Below are 20,195 nucleotides of genomic sequence, written 5' to 3' on the forward strand. Positions count from 1 at the left end.
GCCTCGGGGCGCTTCTGCGGTAAATTCAACCCACATCCCTTTCGTCTTCCCGCAGATTTCCCCACCCCCAGGTCTCTCATCCCATGCCCGCCAGCGGCCCACCAGCACCGGCTTCCCAGCCGCTTCCAGCAAAAGAAACCGAACAAGAAAACCGGGTGTTCAACGCGCGCATGGCGCCGGACGGCCCCGTTTTTGACGCGCCGGCCGTGCTGCCGCTGCTGGAGGCAGCCGAGCTGGCCGGGCTGAACCTGGCCAGTTCCTGCCGCAACGGAACCTGCCGCACCTGCATCCGACGGCTGGCCGGCGGACAGGTAGCCTACCGCATCGAATGGCCGGGCCTGAGTGCCGAAGAAAAGCAGGCGGGCTACATCCTGCCCTGCGTGGCCTATCCGCTGTCGGATCTGGTGATCGCGCCGGCGGATTATTAAGCCGCCAGGGCCGCCGGCAAGCCTCCGGGCGACGCCGCGCCCTCGCCCAATTCGCGCTGCATCAGCACCGTGTCCACCCACTCGCCGAACTTGTAGCCGACACAGCCCAGCGTGCCGACACGCGTAAAGCCCTGCGCCTCATGCACCCGCAGCGAGCCGGTGTTGGCGCTGTTGCCGACCACGGCCACCATTTGCCGGAAGCCGCGCGCCTCGCACTGCCGGATCAACTCGCGCAGCAAGGCACTGCCGACGCCGCCCTGGCGCATGCCGGGCGCGACGTAAATCGAGTCTTCCACGGTGTGGCGATAGGCCGGCCGGGACCGGTATGCGCCGCCATAGGCGTAACCCGCCACCTCCCCGCCCAGGCGCGCCACCAGGTAGGGATAGCCGCCGCGCAGGATGTCGGCGCGGCGCGCCAGCATCTGCTGCACGCTGGGCGGTTCGAGTTCAAAGGTCGCCAGGTTGGTGGCGACGTAATGGGCGTAGATGGCCTGGATCGCCGGGATGTCGCTCTCCGCGCAGGGGTGGATGGACAGGGCGCCCGCCGTGTGGAGCGCATGGGAAGAATGGGTCTCTGAAAAAAGCTGCATGCCACCATGGTCACGCAAGGCCATGCATAAGTAAATATGTCAAATCTTATGATTTTCATTAGAATTTCTTTGCATGCTCAACCTGGACCATTTGCGCACCTACGCGCTCATCATCGAAACCGGCAGCTTCTCGGGCGCGGCTGAAAGGCTGGGCCTGTCGCAGCCGGCAGTGAGCCTGCAGATCCGGCAACTGGAGCAGCGCCTGGGCCTGCGCCTGGTGGAGCGCGTGGCGCGACGCGCCACGCCAACGCCGGCCGGGCTGGATTTGCTGGCGGGAATACAGCAGGTCAACACTGCGGTCGACGGCGTGATGGCCGCCATGGCTTCGCACTCGTCCAACGTCGAAGGCCGGGTGACGCTGGGCACCGGCGCCACGGCCTGCCTCTACTTGCTGCCGCAAATCCTGCGCTCGCTGCGCATCCGCTTTCCCAAACTCAGTGTGGTGGTCAGCACCGGCAACACGGCCGATTTCGTCAAGGCGGTGGAGGGCAACACGCTGGACCTGGCGCTGGTGACCCTGCCCGTCAAGCGCCGCGCACTGGTCACGACACCGCTGCTCAACGATGAATTTGTCGCGATCGCCTCCAAACGTGAAGCGCCGCTGCCCGCCAGAATCACGCCGGCTTTTCTGGCCAAACGCGAACTCGTGCTCTTCGAGCCCGCGGCCAACACGCGTGTGATCATCGACCAGTGGTTTCGCGACGCGGGCCACGCCCCCAAGCCCGTGATGGAACTGGGCAGCGTGGAAGCCATCAAGGAAATGGTCGCCGCGGGCCTGGGCTGCAGCATCCTGCCGGCCATGGCCGTCACCGGCCCGGGCCAGCACCCCGAACTGGTGGTGCACCCGCTTTACCCGAGATTGCAGAGAACGCTGGCGCTGGTCATGCGCGGTGACAAGCCGGTCAACAAGGCCATGCGCCAGGTGATCTCGGCGATTGAGCAGCGAACTAAAAACTGAACGCCTTGCCCAGCCTTAAGCCGTTTTCGCTACCGAACCCACATTCGATACAAAAAAGCTGCGCGCCATGTAGCGTGCCGTCAAACAACTGTGCCAGCATTGCCGGGATGGAAATCCCGCTACCGACAGTTACCGCAAAAAGTCCGCGCAGCCTGCACAGCCCCTACAGCCTGACACCGGCGCGCGACGCGGCCGCGAGTTTCCCGGAAATGGAAGAATTCAAGGCGATCTTGCTGGCAGGCGGCGGCCATTTCGACGTGGACGTCGTGGCCGAGGCGCACACGGCCGGGCCCTCGTTTCCGCTCTACACCGCCAGCATAGGTTCGCGCGACCCCTCTGCGCCGGCCGTCGGCTTCTTCGGCGGCATCCACGGGCTGGAGCGCATCGGCACGCAGCTGATCCTGCACTACCTGCGCGCGCTGCTGTTTCGCCTGGAGTGGGACGAGCTGCTGCACCGCCAGCTCGAAAAAATCCGGCTGGTGTTCATGCCCATCGTGAACCCCGGCGGCATGTGGGCGCACAAGCGCGCCAACCCGCAGGGCGTAGACCTGATGCGCAATGCGCCGCAGCGCGCCGAGGGCCACGTGCCCTTCCTCGCGGGCGGGCAGACCTTGAGCCCCTCGCTGCCCTGGTATTGCGGCCGGCCCGGCACGCCCATGCAGGCCGAGAGCGCCGCGCTGCTGCGCGTGGTGCACGAGCAGCTCGCCAGCCGCCCCTTCAGCCTGGCGCTGGACTGCCACTCGGGTTACGGCTTTGACGACAGCCTGTGGTTTCCGTATGCCAAGACGCGCCGGCTGATGCCGCACCTCCCCGAGATGTTCGCGCTGCGAACCATGCTGGCGCAGTCGCACCCGCACCACGCCTACAGCTTCGAGCCGCAGAGCAACCAGTACCTGCTGCACGGCGACCTCTGGGACCACGCTTACGACCACGCGCCTTCGCGCAACGTCTTCCTGCCGATGACGCTGGAGCTCGGGTCCTGGCTGTGGATACGCAAGAACCCGCGCCAGCTGTTTTCGCGGCACGGCATCTTCAACCCCATGAAGGCGCACCGCACCAAGCGCGTGCTGCGCCGCCATGCGGATTTGCTGGACTTCCTCACGCGCGCCGCCTTTGCCGCGCCGAACTGGCTGCCCCTGGGTGAGCGGCGCGCCGAGCTCACGCGGCTGGCCACGGCGCACTGGCGGCCCAGGCGGGTGCCCGCATGAGCTGGGTGCTGCTCAGGGGCCTGACGCGCGAGGCGCGGCATTGGGGCGACTTCGCGGAGCGGCTGGCCCGCAGCCTGCCGGGCCCGGCCGGCGCGGCCACCGAGGTGCTGGCGCTGGACCTGCCGGGCAACGGCACCTTCTGCCGCGAAGACTCGCCGGCCACCGTGCGCGACATGGCGGACTTTGTTCGCGCGCAACTGCAGGCCCGCGGCGTGGCTCCGCCTTACAAACTGGTGGCGATGTCGCTGGGCGGCATGGTGGCCGCCGACTGGGCGCTGCGGCATCCGCAAGAGGTGGAGCGGCTGGTGCTGATCAATACCAGCATGCGCCCGACAGGCAGCGCCATCGATCGCCTGCGCCCGGCCAACTGGCTGCCGCTGGCGCTGGTGGCCGCGCGCTGGGGCCGTGCCGGCCATGCCGAACAGGCCGAGCGCATCATCCACCGCATCACCTGCAACCGCTCAGCCTCGCTGGAGCAGGACCTCGCCGCATGGACGCAGATCCGCCAGGACGCGCCCGTGAGCGCCGCCAATGCCTGGCGCCAGCTCAAGGCTGCGGCGGCGTTCACGGCGGACGGGCCGCCGGCCTGCCCGGTCCTGGTGCTGTCCTCGGCCGCCGACCAGCTGGTGCACCCGCGCTGCTCGGCCCGCCTGGCCCAGGCCTGGAAAGCCACTTACCACGAGCACCCCTGGGCCGGCCACGACCTGCCACATGACGACGCGGGCTGGGCCTGCCGCCGCATAGGCCGCTGGATGGGAGACAGTTGAATTTCCCGCTTGCGGCGGGTTTCCCTTGGCGGCAAACCGGTTTTTGGCCGTGCCAGCCGACGAGGCAAGCCGCCTCAGGCAAAATCAGGCCTTGTCTATACAAGACATGACAGCCATGAAGACTCCCCTCCCCCCCGAATCCCCGCCCATGGATGGCACACAGGCCCCGGCCGCGCCGGCTCGCAACAAGCGCCTGTGGGTGCTGGCGCTGGGCACGGCCGCCCTCTGGAACCTGGACCCGGCCTTCGGTGAAATGGCGGAAATGATCGGCATGATCGCCTGCGCCGGCAACAAGACCCTGGCCAAGGACGCCATCAGCCAGATGCGCCACAAGGCCGACAACCTGCGCGCGCAGATCCCGCCCCTGCCCGCCAGCGCACTGACCAAGGTGGTGCGGCGCGCTGAAGCCGCCTGCGGCGCGGTGCTGGACAAGGGCGTGCGCGTCAAGGAAGTGCAGGCCAGCTGGGACCACTTTGTCGCCTGCGTGCGAGCTTTGCCTGACAAGCACAAGTAGGCCAGGCCACCATCGCTTAACGCGGAGCGTCGGCGTACGGGCTTTGCTGCCGGACCAGCATGCCCAAGGTTTGCATTGCCGCTTCAAAACGATCGCTCCACGGATGCCCATAGTTCAGCCGCACGCAATGCCGGAAATTGCGGCGCGCTGAAAACACCGGCCCCGGCGCCACGCCGATGCCGTGCTCCAGCGCCGCCTGGTGCAGGGCCAGCGCGTCAAAACCTTCGGCAAATTCCACCCACACAAAATAGCCGCCCGCGGGGCGCGAGACGCGCACGTCCGCCGGGAAATGGCGGGCGATGGCGGCCAGCAGGCTGGACAGCTGCGACTCCAGCGAATGCCGCAACTTGCGCAGGTGCTTGTCGTAACCGCCGTACTGCAAATAATCGGCAATCGCCAGCTGCGCTGGCAGGCTGGCCGACAGCGTGGTCATCAGCCTGAGCCGCTCTATCTGCTGGCCGAAGCGCCCCGGCGACACCCAGCCCACGCGGTAACCGGGCGCCAGCGTCTTGCTGAAAGAGCTGCAATGCATCACCAGACCCTTGCGGTCAAACGCCTTGGCCGGCAAAAAGCCGCGGTGGCCGAAGTAGAGTTCGGCGTACACGTCGTCTTCGATCAGCGGAATGTCGCGGGCGGCCAGCAGCGCGACCAGCGCCTTCTTTTTTTCCAGCGGCAGGCTGGCACCCGTGGGGTTCTGGAAAGAGGTCATGAACCAGCAGGCCTTGACCGGGTGGCGCTGCAGCGCGTCGGCCAGCGCGGCCAGGTCCAGCCCGTCCTGCGGGTGCACCGGGATTTCCAGCGCCTTCATCTTGAGCCGCTCCAGCGCCTGCAGGCTGGCGTAAAAGCCGGGCGACTCGACCGCCACCAGGTCACCGGGTTGCGCCACCGCCGTCAGGCACAGGTTGAGCGCTTCCAGCGCGCCATGGGTGACGATGAGCTCCTCGGCCGGCTGCGCCATGCCCATGGCCAGGTAGCGCAACGCGATCTGCCCGCGCAGGCCTTCATCGCCGCGCGGCAGGCTGGCCACGGTATCGGGGCCCTGGATGAAGCGCGAACTGCGGGCCAGCGACTTGCCCAGTCGCTGCAGCGGAAACAGCCCCGGCGCCGCGAAGGCCGAACCCAGGGGAACTATGGCCGGGTCCTGCGCCGCGCCCAGCACCGCGAACACCAGCTCGCTGACGTCCGGGCGGGGCGCCACCCGGGCCGCCTTGCCCATCTTGCCGGCTTTACCGTCAACGGCGCCGCGTGCGGGCGCCGCCAGTTGCTGCATGGCCGAAGCCGTCACGTAATAACCGGATCGCGGCTGGGCGCGCACCAGGCCTTTTTCCTCGAGCCGGTAATAGGCTTTGAAAGCGGTGGAGGCGCTCAGGCCGTGCTGCGCCGTGATCGTGCGTATCGACGGCAGGCGGGTGCCCGGGGCCAGGAGGCCGGTGCGGATATCGGCGGCCAGCAGTTCGACCAGTTGTTCGTAGCGTTTCATGGGTGTGCGTGGGACCACTCGGCATTAACCGGTGCGATGCACCAATCTGATACCGTTATTTTCTACTTTTTTTCATCTGATACGCTTTTTTCGTCGGCAACTGATGCTTACACCGGCGGCCCATGTGGGGCATGATGAGCCCATGGAACAGACCTGTTTTGAACGCCCGTTGCCGAGGCTGCCGCGCCTGCTGGCCCGGCTCGCATGGCTGGCCGCTTTGGCCTGGGCCGGCGCCGCAAGCGCCGCCACGCCGCCTTTTGAAGACACCATCGCCCAGCGCGCCATGGCCTGCACCGCCTGCCACGGGCAGCAGGGCCGCGCCGCGCCTGACGGCTATTACCCGCGGCTGGCGGGCAAGCCGGCCGGCTACCTCTACAACCAGTTGCTCAATTTCCGCGACGGGCGCCGCCACTACGGCTTGATGACGCAGCTGATCGCGCCGCTCAGCGATGCCTATCTGATGGAAATCGCCACCTATTTCTCGCAGCTGGAAGTGCCCTACCCGGCCCCGCTGCCCGCCGCCGCCGCGCCCGAAGTGCTGCGCCACGGCCGCCAGCTTGTGCTTGAAGGCGACGCCGCGCGCCAGTTGCCGGCCTGCGTGCAATGCCACGGCCAGGCCATGACCGGCGTGGCGCCCGGTATCCCGGGCCTGCTGGGCCTGCCGCGCGACTATCTCAATGCGCAGCTGGGCGCCTGGAAGGCCGGCACGCGCCGCGCGCACGCGCCCGACTGCATGAAAGAGGTGGTGGCCCGCCTCACCCTGGAAGACATCAACGCCGTGGCCAGCTGGGCAGCCGCCCAGCCGCTGCCCGCCAGCACCAAACCGGCCACCAGCCTGCCGCCGCTGGCAGCCGGCGCGACAGCCATCACCTGCGGCAGCGCGCCTGCGCCGGCGGTGCCCTCCCCAGCCCCCGTGAAGGCGCAGAAATGAGAACAAGTTTTAAAGTGGCCATCGCCCTGGCGGTGCTTGCCGTGGGCGGCAGCGCACTGGTCTGGGCGCTCAACGTGCGCGACGAGGTCGACGTAAAAGCGCCGGTGGCCAACGCCGCGCCCAGCGACAGCCTGATCGCGCGCGGCGCTTACCTGGCGCGCGCCGGCAACTGCCAGACCTGCCACACCGCGCAAGGCGGGCAGGCCTATGCGGGCGGGCGCGGCATCGCCACGCCCTTCGGCACCGTGTTCACTTCCAACCTCACGCCCGACGACAAGACCGGCATAGGCACCTGGTCGTCGGCGCACTTCTGGCGCGCCATGCACAACGGCCGCTCCAAAAACGGCCGGCTGCTGTATCCCGCTTTCCCTTACACCAGCTACACCCAGGTGACGCGCGAGGACTCGGACGCGCTGTTCGCCTACCTGGGCAGCCTGCCCCCCGTGGTGGCGCCCAACCTGCCGCACGCGCTGCGCTTTCCCTACCAGTCGCAAGCCGCGCTGGCCGTGTGGCGCGCGTTGTACTTCAGCCCCGGCGTCTACGAACCCGACAATGCCCGCGGCGCCGAATGGAACCGCGGCGCCTACCTGGCCAAGGGCCTGGGCCACTGCGCGGCTTGCCACACGGCGCGCAATGCGCTGGGCGCCAGCGACCAGGGCCTGGACCTGGCCGGCGGCCTGATCCCCATGCAGAACTGGTATGCGCCATCGCTGACCTCGCCCTACGAAGCCGGCGTGAGCGACTGGGACCGGCAGCACATCGTGAGCCTGCTGAAAAACGGCGTCTCGCCGCGCGCCTCGGTCACCGGCCCGATGGCCGAAGTGGTGCAGCAAAGCACGCAGTATTTGAACGACCAGGACCTGGGCGCGATGGCGCAATTCCTCAAGGAACTGCCGGGCACGCGCGCCGAGCCGCCCGCGCCGGTGGCCATCATCACGCAAGGCGATTCGGTGACGCGCGGCGCCAAGCTCTATGAACAGCACTGCGCGCAATGCCACGGCGGCAAGGGCGAAGGCATCCCCAACGCCTACCCGGCGCTCGCAGGCAACCGCGCCGTTACCATGGGCCAGGCCGTCAACCTGGTGCAGATCGTCCTCAACGGGGGCTACGCGCCCGCCACCGCCGGCAACCCGCGGCCCTTCGGCATGCCGCCTTTTGTGCTGGTGCTCAACGACGCCGACATGGGACTGGTGCTCACGCACATCAGGCAGTCGTGGGGCAACCGTGCCAGTGAGATCACGCCGCTGGAAGTGAACCGGATACGGGCGAGTTCGAAATAGTAGTGGTGGCCAAACGCGTGGGGATTATTTAGTCACCATGCGGTCCCGGCGCGACAGCGGCGGGAAGAGCTTGAACCACGCCGCAGCCACCAGCAGCGTGCCCACACCGCCAGCCACCACCGAACCCACCGGTCCCAGCAGCGCGGCCGTGGCGCCCGACTCAAATTCGCCAAGCTGGTTGGAAGCACCAATGAAGACCGAGTTCACCGCGCTGACGCGGCCGCGCATCTCGTTGGGCGTTTCGATCTGCACCAGGGTCTGGCGCACCACCACGCTGACCATGTCGGCGCCGCCCGAGATGGCCAGCACGATGAGCGACAGCACAAAGCTGGTCGACAGGCCAAATACCACCATGCAGACGCCATAGAGCGCCACCGCCGCCAGCATGGTCGGCCCGACGCGGCGCTCCAGCGGCCAGCGCGTGAGCACCGCCGACATCAGCAAGGCGCCGGCCGCCGGCGCGCCGCGCAGCAGGCCCAGGCCCCAGGGCCCGACGTGCAGGATGTCTTTGGCGAACATGGGTAGCAGCGCCGTGGCACCGCCCAGCAGCACGGCAAAAAGATCCAGCGACACGGCGCCCAGCAGGGCCTTGCGTTGCCAGACGAATTCCACGCCGGCCAGCAGCGTGCGCAGGGTCACCGGCTCGCGCGGCGGCGGCGCGTGGTCGTAGCGCAGCACGGCAATGAGCACGCAGCCGGTGGCAAAAAGGAAAGCGCAGGTGGCGTACACCGCGGTGGCGCCGGCCACAAAAATCACGCCGCCCAGCGCCGGCCCGCCTATCACGGCGGCCTGCATGCCGGCCGAACTGAAGGCCATGGCGCGCGGCAGCATGGCGGGCGGCACCAGCACCGGGGTGAGCGCCTGCTGCGCCGGCATCTGGAAAGCGCGGGCCACGCCCAGCATGACCGACACCGCCAGCAGCAGCTCGCGCGAGGCCCAGCTGTGCGGCGCACCCCATCCCTGCGTGGCCGCCACCAGGATCATCGCCACCGTGGCTTGCGTGACCAGGCAGGCGGCGATGATGCGGCCGCGGTGCACGCGGTCGGCGACGTGGCCCGCCACCAGCGTGAGCAGCAGCGCGGGCGCAAACTGGTAAAGCCCGACGAGGCCCAGGTCCCAGGCGCTGCCGGTCAGGTCGTACATCTGCCAGCCCACCGCCACCATCAGCATCTGATTGCCGGTGGTGCCGAAAATCCTTGCGAACCACATGCGCATGTAGGCGCGCTGATGGGTCAGTTCTTTAAACGTGTGTGTCGGCATGCGGGCGTGAAGCTTAACAGCGCCCTGTCAACGCTGCACTTCAGGGGGTATGGGCGCCGGCGGCGCCCCGCCCGGCAGTTAACATGGCGGCATAACTACAGCAACACACCTAGGAGGTCGTTATGCACCGCATCATCATCGTTGGAGGAGGCGCCGGAGGACTGGCGCTGGCTACGCAGCTGGGCAAGCGCCTGGGCAAAAAAGGCCTGGCCGAAGTCACCCTGGTGGACGCCGCCCGCACCCATGTCTGGAAGCCGCTGCTGCACCAGCTGGCCGCCGGCAGTTTTGACACCCATGCCGAGGAAATCGAATACCTGGCGCAGGCACGCTGGAACCACTTCAAGTTCCGCCTGGGCAGCCTCACCGGCGTGGACCGGCAGAACAAAACGGTGCAGCTGGCCGCCAGCCACGACGAGGCCGGCCGCGAGATCACGCCGGCCCAGCAACTGGGCTACGACACACTGGTGATCGCCGTGGGCAGCCAGACCAACGATTTCGGCACGCCCGGCGCGGCCGAGCACACCATCAAGCTGGACAGCCCGCAGGCGGCCAAGCGCTTTAACGACCGGCTGATCAACGCCTGCATACGCGCGCAGACCGTGCCGCGCATGGCCGGCAGCGGGCGCCTGACGGTGGCCATCGTGGGCGGCGGCGCCACCGGCGTCGAGCTCGCCGCCGAGCTGCACGCCGCGGCGCGCGTGCTGGCCAACTACGGCTTCGACCACATCCACCCCGAGAAAGACCTGCAGATCGTGCTGGTGGAAGCCTCGCCGCGCCTGCTGGCCCAGTTGCCCGAGCGCCTCAGCGAATCGGCCATGCGCGAGCTGCGCAAGCTGGCCATCGAGGTGCACACCAATGAAAAAGTGGTCGAGGTCACCGCCGACGGCCTGAAGATGGCCAGCGGCAAGGTGGTCTCGTCCAGCATCACGGTGTGGGCCGCCGGCGTAAAAGCAGCGGACTTCCTGCGCAGCCTGGGCGGCACGCCCGAAGGCGGTGAGGCGCTGGAGACCAGCAAGCTCAACCAGCTGCTCGTCAACGGCAACCTGCAGACCACGCGCGACGCAAACATTTATGCCTTCGGCGACTGCGCCGCCTGCCAGCAGCCCGACGGCACCTGGGTGCCGCCGCGCGCACAGGCCGCCTACCAGCAGGCCATGTACCTGGCGCGTTCGCTGCCCGACCTCATCGCCGGCAAGCCGGTCGCGCCTTTTGTCTTCAAGGACCAGGGCTCGCTGGTCTCGCTGTCCGAGTATTCCTCGGTCGGCAGCCTGATGGGCAGCCTGACCAAGGGCAGCTTTTTCATCGAGGGCCAGCTGGCCAAGATGATGTACTGGGGCCTGCACAAGCAGCACCAGCTGGCGCTGGGCGGCTTCAAGAAAACCGCGCTGATCACCCTGTCTGAAATGCTGGACCGCACCTATCGCCCGCGCATCAAGTTGCACTGATTACACTGATAATGAGGCATCCCCCTTTATCAACCCACAGGAGAAAACCATGGCAAAAGGACAGCAGAACAACAACAAGATGGTCAAGAAACCGAAGAAAGACACCTCGCCGCCCAAGACGGTGTCGCCCGACGCGGTGCGCCCGACCGTCGTGACCCAGGTGCCGCTGCGCGGCAAGCTGAAGAACAAATAAGCCTTGATGGCCGAAACGGGCGACCCGTCTGCGAACACCCCGGCTGCCGCTTCAGCGCAGCCGGGTAATCCGCTGCATGGCGTTACTTTGGAAGCCATCGTCACCGCGCTGGCCGAACACTACGGCTGGGAAGAACTGGGGCAGCGCATCAACATACGCTGCTTCACCAGCGAGCCCAGCGTGGCGTCCAGCCTCAAGTTTTTGCGCAAGACCCCCTGGGCACGCGAGAAGGTCGAAAGCCTTTATCTTTTCATGCTGCGCGAAGTCAGACGCAGCAGCCCGCCGGTTCACAATTTCCCGCCGCCCAAGCCGCGCCCTTAGCGCGCCCTATAACGGGTTCGCAAACAAGAGCATCATGGCGATGCCCACCCCGATCAGGAAGTTGGCGTCGATCAGCCCGGCCAGCAAAAACATCTTGACCTGCAGCGGCTCCATCATTTCGGGCTGGCGCACGGCCCCTTCCAGGAAGCGCCCGCCCATAGCGCCTATGCCCAGGCAGGCGCCTATGGCGCCCAGGCCTATGATCAATCCACATGCAATGGCAATGGCACCTGCGTCGGTCATGGTTTTTTCTCCTTGGTTTAAAACTTTGTTGATGACTGAATCATGAAGGCCGCCTCGCCGCAGAACAATGACCTGCCAGGTAATGGCACCGCCATCCACGGCGTGGAGTTGCTGCATGCCGACGACAGCCTGCTGGTGCTGGACAAGCCCGCCGGCCTGCTCGCAGTGCCCGGGCGCGGCGAGGACAAACAGGATTGCCTGAGCGCGCGCGTGCAGGCGGTTTACACCGATGCGCTGGTGGTGCACAGGCTGGACCAGGCCACTTCCGGCCTGATGCTGATGGCGCGCGGCGCGGCCATGCAGCGCGCGCTGAGCCAATGTTTTGAAAGCCGCGAGGTCGGCAAACGTTATGTGGCCGTGGTCGAAGGCCGACTGCCCGCACCGGCCGGCGCAGAGGCCTGGAGCCTGATCGACCTGCCCATCATCGTGGACTGGCCGCGAAGGCCGGTGCGCATCATTGATGCCAGGCGCGGCAAACCCAGCCAGACACGCTGGCGCGTGCTGGCTTTTGATGCGGCCGCCAACACCACGCGTGTGGAACTCGAACCCGTCACCGGCCGCTCGCACCAGTTGCGCGTGCACCTGCAGGCGCTGGGCCATCCCATCCAGGGTGACGCGCTGTATGCGCCCGCGGAAGTGCAAGCGAAGGCGCCGCGCCTGTTGCTGCACGCCACTGCGCTGCAATTCAGGCACCCGGCCAGCGGCTTGCCGCTGTCCTTTGACAGCGCGCCTGGTTTTTAGGGCCGCAAGCGCCGTGGCCGCTGCGGCGCTACCATGGGGTCATGAAACACCTCACACTCCTCACTGGCGCATCGCGTGGCATGGGCTTGTCCATGGCGCGCCAACTGCTCAGCGCCGGCCACACGGTGCTTTGCATCTCCCGCACTTCGGTGCCTGAACTGGACGCGCACGCCCGCCATGTGGGCGCCACCGTGCTGCAATGGGAGCACGACCTGGCGGACAGCGGCTCGCTGAACGGCAAGCTGGAAAGCTGGCTCAAGGATTCGCAGGCTGAAGCCCCCTGGGCCAGCGCCACGCTGATCAACAACGCTGGCGTGATCCCGCAGATCGCGCCGCTGAGCGAGATCGACGCCGGCGACCTGGCCCGCGCGCTGCGCGTCGGGCTGGAAGCGCCGATGCAGGTCACCGCCGCTTTCCTGCGCGCCACCGGCGACTGGAAAGCGCCGCGCAAGGTGCTCAATATTTCGTCAGGGCTGGGCCGCAAGGCCATGGCCTCGCAGGCCGCCTACTGCGCCGCCAAGGCCGGCATGGACCACTTCACGCGCAGCCTCGCGCTGGAAGAGGCCCTGAAGCCGCAAGGCGCCAAGGTTTGTTCACTCGCGCCGGGCGTGATCGACACCGGCATGCAGGAACAATTGCGCGCGGCGGCGTCGGAAGCGTTTCCGGACCGGGCTTCATTTGTGGGACTTAAAACCGGCGGTTCACTGACCTCGCCGGACGACGCGGCGGCGCGCATCATTGCCTTCTTGGCTCGCCCCGACTTCGGCGCGAATCCCGTCGCCGACGTAAGGGACTGAAGAGACCAGGGCGCCCAACCAGCAGGGGCTGCGGGTCCGGCTTCGCCGGCCCCAGGCGCCGCCCCCTGCAAGGGGGGAACAGGCTACACGAAGTGAGCCTGGACGGGGGTGTTAGTAAACTTCCGGTACGACGATGTCCTGAGGGACCGGGTTGCGCACATAGTCTTCGTGGCGCACCCGATCCGGCAGCACGATGGCCGGGTGTTCGGTTTCCTGGTAGGGCATCTGCTGCAGCAGGTGGTGTATGCAGTTCAGGCGCGCCTTTTTCTTGTCGACCGCCTGCACCACCCACCACGGGGCTTCGGGAATGTGCGTGCGCTCCAGCATGATTTCCTTGGCCTTGGTGTATTCCTCCCAGCGCCTGCGCGACTCGAGGTCCATGGGGCTGAGCTTCCACTGCTTGAGCGGGTCGTGGATGCGGCCCAGGAAACGCAGGTGCTGCTCTTCGTCGGAGATGGAAAACCAGTACTTGATGAGCTGTATGCCCGAGCGGCCCAGCATCTTTTCAAATTCGGGCACGGTACGGAAAAATTCCTCGTATTGCTCGTCGGTGCAGAAGCCCATGACGCGCTCGACGCCGGCGCGGTTGTACCAGCTGCGGTCGAACAGCACGATCTCGCCGGCCGCCGGCAGGTGCGAGATGTAGCGCTGGAAGTACCACTGCGTGCGTTCACGGTCATTGGGGGCCGGCAGCGCGGCCACGCGGCACACGCGCGGGTTCAGGCGCTGGGTGATGCGCTTGATGACACCGCCCTTGCCGGCGGCATCGCGCCCTTCAAACAAAATGACGACCTTGTGGCCGGTGGCGACCACCCAGTCCTGCAGCTTGACCAGTTCGGCCTGCAGGCGGAACAGCTCGCGGAAATACTGGCGGCGGTATTCCTTGTCCTTGAGCGCGTCCTGCGGGTTGCGGCCGTCGTCTTCGCCGATCAGCTCGGCCACGCTGCGGTCTTCGAGTTCCATCTCCAGCTCTTCGTCGTAGCTGTCGATCAGGTCATTGCGGATACGCCGCATCAATTCTTCGTCGCTTGAATCCAAGGGTTTCTCCCGCAAAAACCGAAAGCCGGTCACCCCCCAGCGTACCGGAGCCGCATGGCAGTTTGATGAAAAACCCGCGAGCCCCGCGCAGATACCCGGCGAAACGGGAGTGCTCAGGATTTTTTGAGGATCTGGTAAATCTCGTCCTTGACCTTGAGCCGCCTTTTTTTCAGGTCTTCCAGCGCCTCATCGGTGATGGCGCCCACGCCCTGCTCGTAACGGGCGATGGCATGGTTGTCGGCGTCGTACTGGGCAAAGAGGCTGGAAAATTTCGGGTCTGACGCCTTGAGGCTGCGCATTTTCTGCAGGTATTCCGGAAACTCATGCGCCAGGTCGTGATTCAGCAAGTCCATGGGAAAGCTCCTTGTACCGCCGGCGAACGCCGCGGAGAAACCACAGCTTAGTCCCGAACCACCAGCACCGGCAAGTGGGCATGCGACAGCACCTGCGCCGTGACGCTGCCCAGAACCAGCTTTTCCAGCCCGCGCCGGCCGTGCGATCCCATGACGATGAGGTCGGCGTTGATGGATTCGGCGGTGTCCAGGATGCCGCGGTAGATCGCGTGGCCTTCGACGACCGAGCCGGTCGCGGTAATGCCGGCGCCGGCGAAAGCCTGTTTGGCGGTCTTGAGGGCCTCGTTGGCCTCGGCCGTGGCCGCGCTCAGGTATTCGGCCTGGCCGTAGGCGAAGTCGGTGCCCACCCCGGTGAAGGCATAAGGGTCTATGACGTAGATGACCGTCACGTCGGTCTTGAAGGCCTGGGCGACGGCCAGCGCATTGGCGATGGCCTTTTGCGAGGTGGCCGAGCCATCCACGGGGACCAGAATGTGCTTGTACATGACGGAATCTCCTTGTGGACAGATTCTCAGGCACCCGCCCCTCCCGGGTCAATGCCGGCGAACGCCGGCGTGGGCCTGCCATGGCCTGCTCCGTAAGGAGCGGGCCTTGCATCATTTATAAATCATGGGGCTTCGGGGCGCCGTCAGACAAGGCGCCGAAAGCGGCCGGCCCGCGCGGCAAGGCGCGGGCGGCTTTGAGACGGCTTATTCGGCCTTGATGTTGGCCGACTTGGCCAGTTGCGAATAACGCACGAGGTCGGTCTTGATGAGCTTGCTCAGCGCCGCGCCGTTGCCGGACAGCGGCTCGACACCGGCGCCCGAAAGGTTTTCTTTCACGGCGGGTTCGGCCAGCACTTTTTGCACGTCGGCGTAAATCTTGGCAACCACTTCAGGCTTCATCTTAGCCGGGCCCATGAGCGCGTACCAGATGGAGAAATCCAGCGGCTTGAGGCCCTGCTCTTCGAACGTGGGCACCTGCGGCATCAGCTGGTAGCGCGTGGCGGTCGACACACCGATGGCATTGAGCTTGCCGGTCTTCAGGTGCGGCGCGGCGAGGTTGGCGCTCAGGATGGCCAGTTGCACCTGGCCGCCGACCACGTCGGTGAGCGCCGGGGCGCAGCCCTTGTAGCCCACGTTGGTGGCGGCGACGCCGGACTTCTGCTTGACCAGTTCCATCACGAAATGCTGGGGCGTGCCGACGCCGCAGGAGCCGTAGTTCAGCGCGTTCGGATTGGCCTTGGAATAAGCGACCAGTTCCTTGAGCGTCTTGATGTTGGTGCTCTGGTGCGACACCAGCGCGATCGGCGTGAGGCCCAGCAGCATGATGGGCGTCAGGTCTTTTTCCGGGTCGTAGTTGAGCTTGCCGTTGACGGCCGGGTTGACCACCATGGTGCTGTTCTGCAGCAGCAGCGTGTAGCCGTCAGCCGGCGCATGCACCACGGCCTCGGTGCCGATGTTGCCCGAGGCGCCCGCGCGGTTGTCCACCGCGACGCCCTGGCCCCACATGGCCTGCAGGCGCGCACCGATCTGGCGCGCCAGGATGTCGGAACCGCCGCCCGTGCCGTAAGGCACGATGAGGCGCACGGCGCGCGAGGGGTAGTCCTGCGCCAACGCCTGGGTAGCGCCCATGCAGCTCAGGGACATCACGGCGGCGAGTGCCAGCAGTCTGGGGAATTTCATGGTTTGCCTTTTCGTGTTGACGGGTGGTGAGGAATTATTCAACAGTCCCGATGGCCCGGCTCCACAACTCCCAGGGCCGCATGACCTGGCCTTCGTTGGTGTTCATGGCCTTGTCGGCTTCTTCGGGGGTCAGGAATTCGATGGGGCCCAGCGCGTTGGCGGTGAGCTGCAATTTGGCGTTTTCTTCGGCATAGACGGCACGGTAGACCGCGCGCTCCAGCGAGGGCGCCACCACGGTCGAGCCGTGGCCGCGCATCAGCACGCAGGTGTGCTGGCCCAGCGCCTTGGCCAGGTCCTTGCCCAGGCCCATGTCGCGGATCAGCAGGTCGGTGTTGCCGTTGCCTTCGCGGATTTCATACAGCGACGAACCGCTGCCCAGGAAACCGCTCATGTGAAAGATCGGGCGCAGGCGCTGGCCGGTCACGCCGAAAGGAATCACGCTGGGCGAGTGGCTGTGCACCACCGCCATGACGTCGGGACGCGCGCGGTAGATCTCGCCGTGGATGAAACGCTCGAGGTAGGAGCGCAGCGTGGACGGCTCCACCAGGTCGCCGTTCAGGTCGTAGGTGAGGATGTCGGCTTTTTTGACCAGGCCGGGCGCGCGGTTGCACGACAGCAGGAAATGGTCGGGCGACTTGTCATGACGAACGCTCACATGGCCGAAGCCGTCCACCACACCCTGGGCGTAGAGGATGCGGTTGGCAATCACGAGTTTTTCGACGAGTGCGGAATCGGGTGCGGGAAGCGTCATGTGTAGTCTCCTTATTGGCAATAACCGGAAGGGTTATTTTTTAATAAGTATACATATTACATGGGTGATTTTCCAGGCAAATGACGGAAAACAAAGGGTAAACCCGATCTGTTCCTGCATTCGCCGGCCTTGCCGCCGTGCTGGCTTTCGGCCCCGGCATCAGGGCTCGATCTTCACGCCCTTCCAGAAGGCGATATGGCCCTTGATGTTGTCGGCTTCAGGTTTGGGGTCGGGGTAGTACCAGGCGGCGTCGGTGTTCATCTCGCCGTTGACCAGCAGCGAGTAATAGCTGGCCTGCCCTTTCCAGGAGCACATGGTGTGGTGGTTGCTGAAGGTGACGTAGTCGCGGTTGAGCGCGCTTTCCGGGAAGTAGTGGTTGCCTTCCACCACCACGGTGTCGTCGCTTTGCGCAATCACTGCGCCGTTCCAGATGGCTTTCATGGGAATGTCTTTCTGCGGATGCGGGTTCGGAGTCGGATCAGGGTGGCCAGGGGCCCATGCTACGCGCAAGGGCGGGAGCCCTGTCTGTCCGGGGGTTATTTTCACCGCCGGCGCGTCAACGGCGGCAGGCAACCAAAAAAATACCGATGACAGGCATCGGTATTTTTGGAAACCTAGCGGTGGTCCCCTCTTCACCAGCAGGGGCCGCGGGACTGGCTTTGCCAGACCGCAGGCGCAACGCCCCTCGGGGCAGCGAACCACACGCAGTGGGGAGCGTGGGGGCTTTTAAGCAAGGCGCAGGTTCTTGCCTTCAACAATCACCTTGGCGCCCACGGCCACGGCGCTGGACACTTCCATGTTGCGCACCGAGCCGTCGTCCATGCGCACGCGCACTTCATAGACGGTGACCTTCTTCATGTTCTTTTCAATCTGGTTGCCGGCAAAGGCGCCGCCGGCCGCGCCCAGAACGGTCATGGCCGTCTTGCCGTTGCCGCCGCCCACCTGGTTGCCCAGCAGGCCGCCGACCACGCCGCCGGCAACAGTGCCCAAGCCTATGGTGGTGTTGCCGACGGCAACGCCGTTGACCTGGCCCTGGCGCTGCACCGGCGTCACGGCTTCGACCGTGCCGCAGGCGGCGCAGACGTTGGCGCGCGGCGTCACTTGCGCCACCACCACAGGGGCGGGGCGCGGCTTGGCAGCTACGGGTTTGGTGGTGGTGTCCGCCGCCAGCTTGGAAACCTGCGCGGGTTCGTTGAGGTTGGCTGAGCCGCCGGGCTGCGCGTCGGAGCGGTTGACGACCAGCGCGGCGGCCAGCGCCATGACGGTGACGCCGAGCACCGCAACAATGGCGACGAGCGCCTTGCTGTGCTGCATGCGTTGGGAAAATCCCGGTTGCCCCGGCTGGGAAACTGGGGCGTTGGTAACCTGGTTGTTGGTATCCATGATGGACTCCTTCTGTGTGAGTCTCAGTTGTAACCACGGCGCTTGATACATGCTGTAGGACGAGGTGACATTCGTAAGGAAAACTTTCCGCGTCCCCTTGAAAGCGTGCGTTTATGCGCACATCTGCCGGCCTTTATTCAGCCCTCACAAAGCCTTCACCGGGGGTTTACACGCCTCCGTGGGGGTGGGTCGGGTCCACCCAGAGCACGGTGTCGGGTTTCTCGACAGGTTCTATGTCGAGGTTGACGGCCACGGCCTCGCCGTCGCTGCGGCACAACACGCACTCGAGCACCTCGGTCGGGCTGGCGTTGATTTCCTGGTGCGGCACATAGGGCGGCACATAGATGAAATCGCCCGGCCCCGCTTCTGCGGTGAACTCGAGATGGTCGCCCCAGCGCATGCGGGCCCTGCCGCGTATCACGTAGATCACGCTTTCCAGGTGGCCGTGGTGATGCGCGCCGGTCTTGGCGTCGGCATGGATGGTGACGGTGCCGGCCCACAGTTTTTGCGCGCCCACGCGGGCGAAGTTGATCGCGGCCCGCCTGTCCATGCCGGGCGTCTGCGCGGTGTTGCTGTCGAGCTGGTTGCCCGCAATCACGCGCACGCCGTCGTGCTTCCAGGGCGGGTCGGCCTGTCCCGGACCATGGGAATGATCGTGGTCATGGTCGTGAGGGTGGTGGGGAAGCGTGGGGTCGTGGCTCATGCCGCCAGCGTACACCAGCGCCCTGTATTCAGTCCAGCACCACCACATGCCCTTGCAGGGGATCCATGCGCCCGCCATGCATGTCGTCGATCAGGGCTTGCGCCGCCTCAAAACCGCGGTGCTCACGCAGTTTCATCCAGGGCCGGCCGGCATCGCTGACGCGGCGTATGAAAGCCAGCTGCGCGTCGTTAAAGCGCTGGTTGACCACCGCATGGCCCCAGTCGGCGTTGCGCTTTTTAATCTGTACCGGCGCGAAGTAAAACTTCGGCTCGGGGCCCGGCATGTCCAGCGGACGCAGGAACTGCGTGTTCTGCGCCGAACCCGCATAGCAGTCGTAGACCAGCGAGTCACCGAAATGTGTGTGCACCGCGATACGCAGGCTTTCATCGCCCGAAAAATCCACATACAGCGTGGGCTTGCCGCTATCCAGCTTCGGCAATTCCTCGTAACTCGCCACCTCGCCGTAGCAGCCCAGCGCCTCGACGAAGCCCTTGTTGCGCGCCGATGTCAGCGCGATGCGTTTGACCTGCGGAAAAGCCTCCAGGCAAAAAGCCGTGCCATAGGCGGTCTTGCTCGATGCGCTGGAGAACACCAGTTGCCGCGCGCCGAAAAACGCGTTGTCCTGCAAAAAATCCGCCAGCATGAAAGAGGTGATGAACAGCGGCCGCACCAGCATCTGGTAGTTCTCGTCTTCGGGGCGGTAGGCGGCGTCGGCGCTGCAGCGCATGTACTGGTTGTAGGCCGAGGTCAGGGCCTTGCGGTGCGCGGCGCCGTCGTAAAAGCCGCGCTCCGTCACGCGCTCGGGCTGCACGCGCAAATGGCTGGCGATGGGAAAGTAGCCGTAAAAGCGTTCACCCACTTCCACGCCCGGCACGCTGGAGCTTTCCACGTCGGCGAAGCCCCACACCGGCATATGGCCCCAGTCCGCCTCGCCGGTTGGGAAGAAATCCCAGTACTGCATGGCCTCGCCAAAGGCGGCGTAGGTGATGTTGTTGGTGGTGACGGCCACGCGCCGGATTTTGAGGACGGCTTCGCCCGGCGTGTCGCCTGGGCGCTCTTGCCGGTCCACCCGCGTGTGATTCAATGCATTTTTGCGCGTGAGCAGCCGCGTCAGCAGGGCCTGGTTGTTCATGGTGTCTCTTTCCTC

General features: G+C 65.9%; 25 protein-coding genes. 12 read left to right on the plus strand and 13 right to left on the minus strand.

The window, feature by feature from the left end:
- The first annotated feature begins 170 nt into the window (after positions 1-170).
- Positions 171-428, plus strand: coding sequence for a 2Fe-2S iron-sulfur cluster-binding protein (locus ACLV8F_RS11175; RefSeq protein ID WP_411884353.1), 258 nt, complete (start codon positions 171-173; stop codon positions 426-428).
- Here ACLV8F_RS11175 and ACLV8F_RS11180 read toward each other — a convergent pair.
- Positions 425-1,018 carry an N-acetyltransferase family protein gene (locus ACLV8F_RS11180; protein WP_411884294.1) on the minus strand — a complete coding sequence of 198 codons (594 nt, stop codon included), beginning with the start codon at positions 1,016-1,018 and terminating at the stop codon, positions 425-427. The genes ACLV8F_RS11175 and ACLV8F_RS11180 overlap by 4 nt on opposite strands.
- 73 nt (positions 1,019-1,091) lie before the next feature.
- Here ACLV8F_RS11180 and ACLV8F_RS11185 point away from each other — a divergent pair, with 73 nt between their 5' ends.
- From ACLV8F_RS11185 to ACLV8F_RS11200, 4 genes are all read left to right on the plus strand, one after another.
- The gene (locus tag ACLV8F_RS11185; RefSeq protein ID WP_411884295.1) at positions 1,092-1,976 is read left to right on the plus strand and encodes a LysR family transcriptional regulator; all 885 of its coding nucleotides are present in this window, start codon (positions 1,092-1,094) and stop codon (positions 1,974-1,976) included.
- A gap of 107 nt (positions 1,977-2,083) precedes the next feature.
- Positions 2,084-3,184 carry a M14 family zinc carboxypeptidase gene (locus ACLV8F_RS11190; protein WP_411884296.1) on the plus strand — a complete coding sequence of 367 codons (1,101 nt, stop codon included), beginning with the start codon at positions 2,084-2,086 and terminating at the stop codon, positions 3,182-3,184.
- The gene (locus ACLV8F_RS11195) at positions 3,181-3,951 is read left to right on the plus strand and encodes an alpha/beta fold hydrolase (RefSeq protein WP_411884297.1); all 771 of its coding nucleotides are present in this window, start codon (positions 3,181-3,183) and stop codon (positions 3,949-3,951) included. The genes ACLV8F_RS11190 and ACLV8F_RS11195 overlap by 4 nt, the downstream gene beginning before the upstream one ends.
- A 115-nt stretch (positions 3,952-4,066) precedes the next feature.
- Entirely contained in the window at positions 4,067-4,465 is a 399-nt protein-coding gene (locus tag ACLV8F_RS11200; protein WP_411884298.1) for a hypothetical protein, read from the plus strand.
- A 16-nt stretch (positions 4,466-4,481) separates the two neighbouring features.
- On the opposite strand, the gene ACLV8F_RS11205 is transcribed toward ACLV8F_RS11200, so the two are convergent.
- A complete protein-coding gene (locus tag ACLV8F_RS11205) occupies positions 4,482-5,945 on the minus strand; it encodes a PLP-dependent aminotransferase family protein (protein ID WP_411884299.1) in 1,464 nt (487 codons plus the stop codon).
- 142 nt (positions 5,946-6,087) lie between these two features.
- On the opposite strand from ACLV8F_RS11205, the gene ACLV8F_RS11210 reads away from it, so the two are divergent.
- Together ACLV8F_RS11210 and ACLV8F_RS11215 are read left to right on the plus strand one after the other, a co-directional pair.
- Positions 6,088-6,876 carry a c-type cytochrome gene (locus tag ACLV8F_RS11210; RefSeq protein ID WP_411884300.1) on the plus strand — a complete coding sequence of 263 codons (789 nt, stop codon included), beginning with the start codon at positions 6,088-6,090 and terminating at the stop codon, positions 6,874-6,876.
- Positions 6,873-8,156 carry a c-type cytochrome gene (locus ACLV8F_RS11215; protein ID WP_411884301.1) on the plus strand — a complete coding sequence of 428 codons (1,284 nt, stop codon included), beginning with the start codon at positions 6,873-6,875 and terminating at the stop codon, positions 8,154-8,156. The genes ACLV8F_RS11210 and ACLV8F_RS11215 overlap by 4 nt, the downstream gene beginning before the upstream one ends.
- 24 nt (positions 8,157-8,180) lie before the next feature.
- Here the strand turns inward: ACLV8F_RS11215 and ACLV8F_RS11220 are convergent, their stop codons facing one another.
- A complete protein-coding gene (locus ACLV8F_RS11220; RefSeq protein ID WP_411884302.1) occupies positions 8,181-9,416 on the minus strand; it encodes an MFS transporter in 1,236 nt (411 codons plus the stop codon).
- Between the two features lie 122 nt (positions 9,417-9,538).
- Between ACLV8F_RS11220 and ACLV8F_RS11225 the strand changes: the two genes are divergently transcribed.
- Genes ACLV8F_RS11225 through ACLV8F_RS11235 form a run of 3 tightly spaced genes read left to right on the plus strand, consistent with a single transcriptional unit; the run spans position 9,539 to position 11,375 of the window.
- Positions 9,539-10,861, plus strand: coding sequence for an NAD(P)/FAD-dependent oxidoreductase (locus tag ACLV8F_RS11225; protein ID WP_411884303.1), 1,323 nt, complete (start codon positions 9,539-9,541; stop codon positions 10,859-10,861).
- A gap of 49 nt (positions 10,862-10,910) precedes the next feature.
- The gene (locus ACLV8F_RS11230) at positions 10,911-11,054 is read left to right on the plus strand and encodes a hypothetical protein (protein ID WP_348047090.1); all 144 of its coding nucleotides are present in this window, start codon (positions 10,911-10,913) and stop codon (positions 11,052-11,054) included.
- A gap of 6 nt (positions 11,055-11,060) precedes the next feature.
- Positions 11,061-11,375, plus strand: coding sequence for a VF530 family DNA-binding protein (locus ACLV8F_RS11235; protein ID WP_411884354.1), 315 nt, complete (start codon positions 11,061-11,063; stop codon positions 11,373-11,375).
- A 6-nt stretch (positions 11,376-11,381) separates the two neighbouring features.
- Here ACLV8F_RS11235 and atpE read toward each other — a convergent pair whose 3' ends face one another.
- Positions 11,382-11,618, minus strand: a complete 237-nt coding sequence (gene atpE, locus ACLV8F_RS11240; RefSeq protein ID WP_007868318.1) for a F0F1 ATP synthase subunit C — start codon at positions 11,616-11,618, stop codon at positions 11,382-11,384.
- Between the two features lie 42 nt (positions 11,619-11,660).
- Here atpE and ACLV8F_RS11245 point away from each other — a divergent pair, with 42 nt between their 5' ends.
- Together ACLV8F_RS11245 and ACLV8F_RS11250 are read left to right on the plus strand one after the other, a co-directional pair.
- On the plus strand, positions 11,661-12,359 hold the full coding sequence (locus ACLV8F_RS11245) for an RluA family pseudouridine synthase (protein ID WP_411884304.1): 699 nt from the start codon (positions 11,661-11,663) through the stop codon (positions 12,357-12,359).
- Positions 12,360-12,400: 41 nt separating this feature from the next.
- Complete coding sequence (locus ACLV8F_RS11250) at positions 12,401-13,156, plus strand: SDR family NAD(P)-dependent oxidoreductase (protein ID WP_411884305.1); 756 nt, start codon at positions 12,401-12,403, stop codon at positions 13,154-13,156.
- A gap of 111 nt (positions 13,157-13,267) precedes the next feature.
- On the opposite strand, the gene ppk2 is transcribed toward ACLV8F_RS11250, so the two are convergent.
- The 9 genes from ppk2 to ACLV8F_RS11295 form a co-directional block, all read right to left on the minus strand.
- Complete coding sequence (gene ppk2, locus ACLV8F_RS11255; protein WP_411884355.1) at positions 13,268-14,170, minus strand: polyphosphate kinase 2; 903 nt, start codon at positions 14,168-14,170, stop codon at positions 13,268-13,270.
- Between the two features lie 137 nt (positions 14,171-14,307).
- Positions 14,308-14,547 carry a YdcH family protein gene (locus tag ACLV8F_RS11260; RefSeq protein WP_411884306.1) on the minus strand — a complete coding sequence of 80 codons (240 nt, stop codon included), beginning with the start codon at positions 14,545-14,547 and terminating at the stop codon, positions 14,308-14,310.
- Between the two features lie 47 nt (positions 14,548-14,594).
- Positions 14,595-15,032: a universal stress protein gene (locus tag ACLV8F_RS11265; RefSeq protein WP_411884307.1), complete on the minus strand. Its 438-nt coding sequence runs from the start codon at positions 15,030-15,032 to the stop codon at positions 14,595-14,597.
- 204 nt (positions 15,033-15,236) lie between these two features.
- Positions 15,237-16,211 (minus strand): Bug family tripartite tricarboxylate transporter substrate binding protein, encoded by a 975-nt coding sequence (locus tag ACLV8F_RS11270; RefSeq protein ID WP_411884308.1) that lies wholly within the window; start codon positions 16,209-16,211, stop codon positions 15,237-15,239.
- Positions 16,212-16,245: 34 nt separating this feature from the next.
- Complete coding sequence (locus tag ACLV8F_RS11275; RefSeq protein ID WP_411878766.1) at positions 16,246-16,962, minus strand: class II aldolase/adducin family protein; 717 nt, start codon at positions 16,960-16,962, stop codon at positions 16,246-16,248.
- 159 nt (positions 16,963-17,121) lie between these two features.
- Positions 17,122-17,403 carry a DUF427 domain-containing protein gene (locus ACLV8F_RS11280; protein WP_348047097.1) on the minus strand — a complete coding sequence of 94 codons (282 nt, stop codon included), beginning with the start codon at positions 17,401-17,403 and terminating at the stop codon, positions 17,122-17,124.
- Between the two features lie 285 nt (positions 17,404-17,688).
- The gene (locus ACLV8F_RS11285; protein WP_411884309.1) at positions 17,689-18,345 is read right to left on the minus strand and encodes a glycine zipper 2TM domain-containing protein; all 657 of its coding nucleotides are present in this window, start codon (positions 18,343-18,345) and stop codon (positions 17,689-17,691) included.
- Positions 18,346-18,511: 166 nt separating this feature from the next.
- Positions 18,512-19,048, minus strand: a complete 537-nt coding sequence (locus ACLV8F_RS11290) for a cupin domain-containing protein (RefSeq protein ID WP_411884310.1) — start codon at positions 19,046-19,048, stop codon at positions 18,512-18,514.
- Between the two features lie 28 nt (positions 19,049-19,076).
- On the minus strand, positions 19,077-20,180 hold the full coding sequence (locus ACLV8F_RS11295) for a DUF2855 family protein (protein WP_411884311.1): 1,104 nt from the start codon (positions 20,178-20,180) through the stop codon (positions 19,077-19,079).
- Between the last annotated feature and the right edge of the window lie 15 nt (positions 20,181-20,195).

The organism is Polaromonas sp. YR568, assembly GCF_943369675.1.
Lineage (GTDB): Bacteria > Pseudomonadota > Gammaproteobacteria > Burkholderiales > Burkholderiaceae_C > Polaromonas.

Coding starts and splice junctions, on each gene's coding strand:
- ACLV8F_RS11175 (WP_411884353.1), top strand. CDS start 171: ATGGCGCCGGACGGCCCCGTTTTTGACGCGCCGGCCGTGCTGCCGCTG.
- ACLV8F_RS11180 (WP_411884294.1), bottom strand. CDS start 1,018: ATGCAGCTTTTTTCAGAGACCCATTCTTCCCATGCGCTCCACACGGCG.
- ACLV8F_RS11185 (WP_411884295.1), top strand. CDS start 1,092: ATGCTCAACCTGGACCATTTGCGCACCTACGCGCTCATCATCGAAACC.
- ACLV8F_RS11190 (WP_411884296.1), top strand. CDS start 2,084: ATGGAAATCCCGCTACCGACAGTTACCGCAAAAAGTCCGCGCAGCCTG.
- ACLV8F_RS11195 (WP_411884297.1), top strand. CDS start 3,181: ATGAGCTGGGTGCTGCTCAGGGGCCTGACGCGCGAGGCGCGGCATTGG.
- ACLV8F_RS11200 (WP_411884298.1), top strand. CDS start 4,067: ATGAAGACTCCCCTCCCCCCCGAATCCCCGCCCATGGATGGCACACAG.
- ACLV8F_RS11205 (WP_411884299.1), bottom strand. CDS start 5,945: ATGAAACGCTACGAACAACTGGTCGAACTGCTGGCCGCCGATATCCGC.
- ACLV8F_RS11210 (WP_411884300.1), top strand. CDS start 6,088: ATGGAACAGACCTGTTTTGAACGCCCGTTGCCGAGGCTGCCGCGCCTG.
- ACLV8F_RS11215 (WP_411884301.1), top strand. CDS start 6,873: ATGAGAACAAGTTTTAAAGTGGCCATCGCCCTGGCGGTGCTTGCCGTG.
- ACLV8F_RS11220 (WP_411884302.1), bottom strand. CDS start 9,416: ATGCCGACACACACGTTTAAAGAACTGACCCATCAGCGCGCCTACATG.
- ACLV8F_RS11225 (WP_411884303.1), top strand. CDS start 9,539: ATGCACCGCATCATCATCGTTGGAGGAGGCGCCGGAGGACTGGCGCTG.
- ACLV8F_RS11230 (WP_348047090.1), top strand. CDS start 10,911: ATGGCAAAAGGACAGCAGAACAACAACAAGATGGTCAAGAAACCGAAG.
- ACLV8F_RS11235 (WP_411884354.1), top strand. CDS start 11,061: ATGGCCGAAACGGGCGACCCGTCTGCGAACACCCCGGCTGCCGCTTCA.
- atpE (WP_007868318.1), bottom strand. CDS start 11,618: ATGACCGACGCAGGTGCCATTGCCATTGCATGTGGATTGATCATAGGC.
- ACLV8F_RS11245 (WP_411884304.1), top strand. CDS start 11,661: ATGAAGGCCGCCTCGCCGCAGAACAATGACCTGCCAGGTAATGGCACC.
- ACLV8F_RS11250 (WP_411884305.1), top strand. CDS start 12,401: ATGAAACACCTCACACTCCTCACTGGCGCATCGCGTGGCATGGGCTTG.
- ppk2 (WP_411884355.1), bottom strand. CDS start 14,170: ATGCGGCGTATCCGCAATGACCTGATCGACAGCTACGACGAAGAGCTG.
- ACLV8F_RS11260 (WP_411884306.1), bottom strand. CDS start 14,547: ATGGACTTGCTGAATCACGACCTGGCGCATGAGTTTCCGGAATACCTG.
- ACLV8F_RS11265 (WP_411884307.1), bottom strand. CDS start 15,032: ATGTACAAGCACATTCTGGTCCCCGTGGATGGCTCGGCCACCTCGCAA.
- ACLV8F_RS11270 (WP_411884308.1), bottom strand. CDS start 16,211: ATGAAATTCCCCAGACTGCTGGCACTCGCCGCCGTGATGTCCCTGAGC.
- ACLV8F_RS11275 (WP_411878766.1), bottom strand. CDS start 16,962: ATGACGCTTCCCGCACCCGATTCCGCACTCGTCGAAAAACTCGTGATT.
- ACLV8F_RS11280 (WP_348047097.1), bottom strand. CDS start 17,403: ATGAAAGCCATCTGGAACGGCGCAGTGATTGCGCAAAGCGACGACACC.
- ACLV8F_RS11285 (WP_411884309.1), bottom strand. CDS start 18,345: ATGGATACCAACAACCAGGTTACCAACGCCCCAGTTTCCCAGCCGGGG.
- ACLV8F_RS11290 (WP_411884310.1), bottom strand. CDS start 19,048: ATGAGCCACGACCCCACGCTTCCCCACCACCCTCACGACCATGACCAC.
- ACLV8F_RS11295 (WP_411884311.1), bottom strand. CDS start 20,180: ATGAACAACCAGGCCCTGCTGACGCGGCTGCTCACGCGCAAAAATGCA.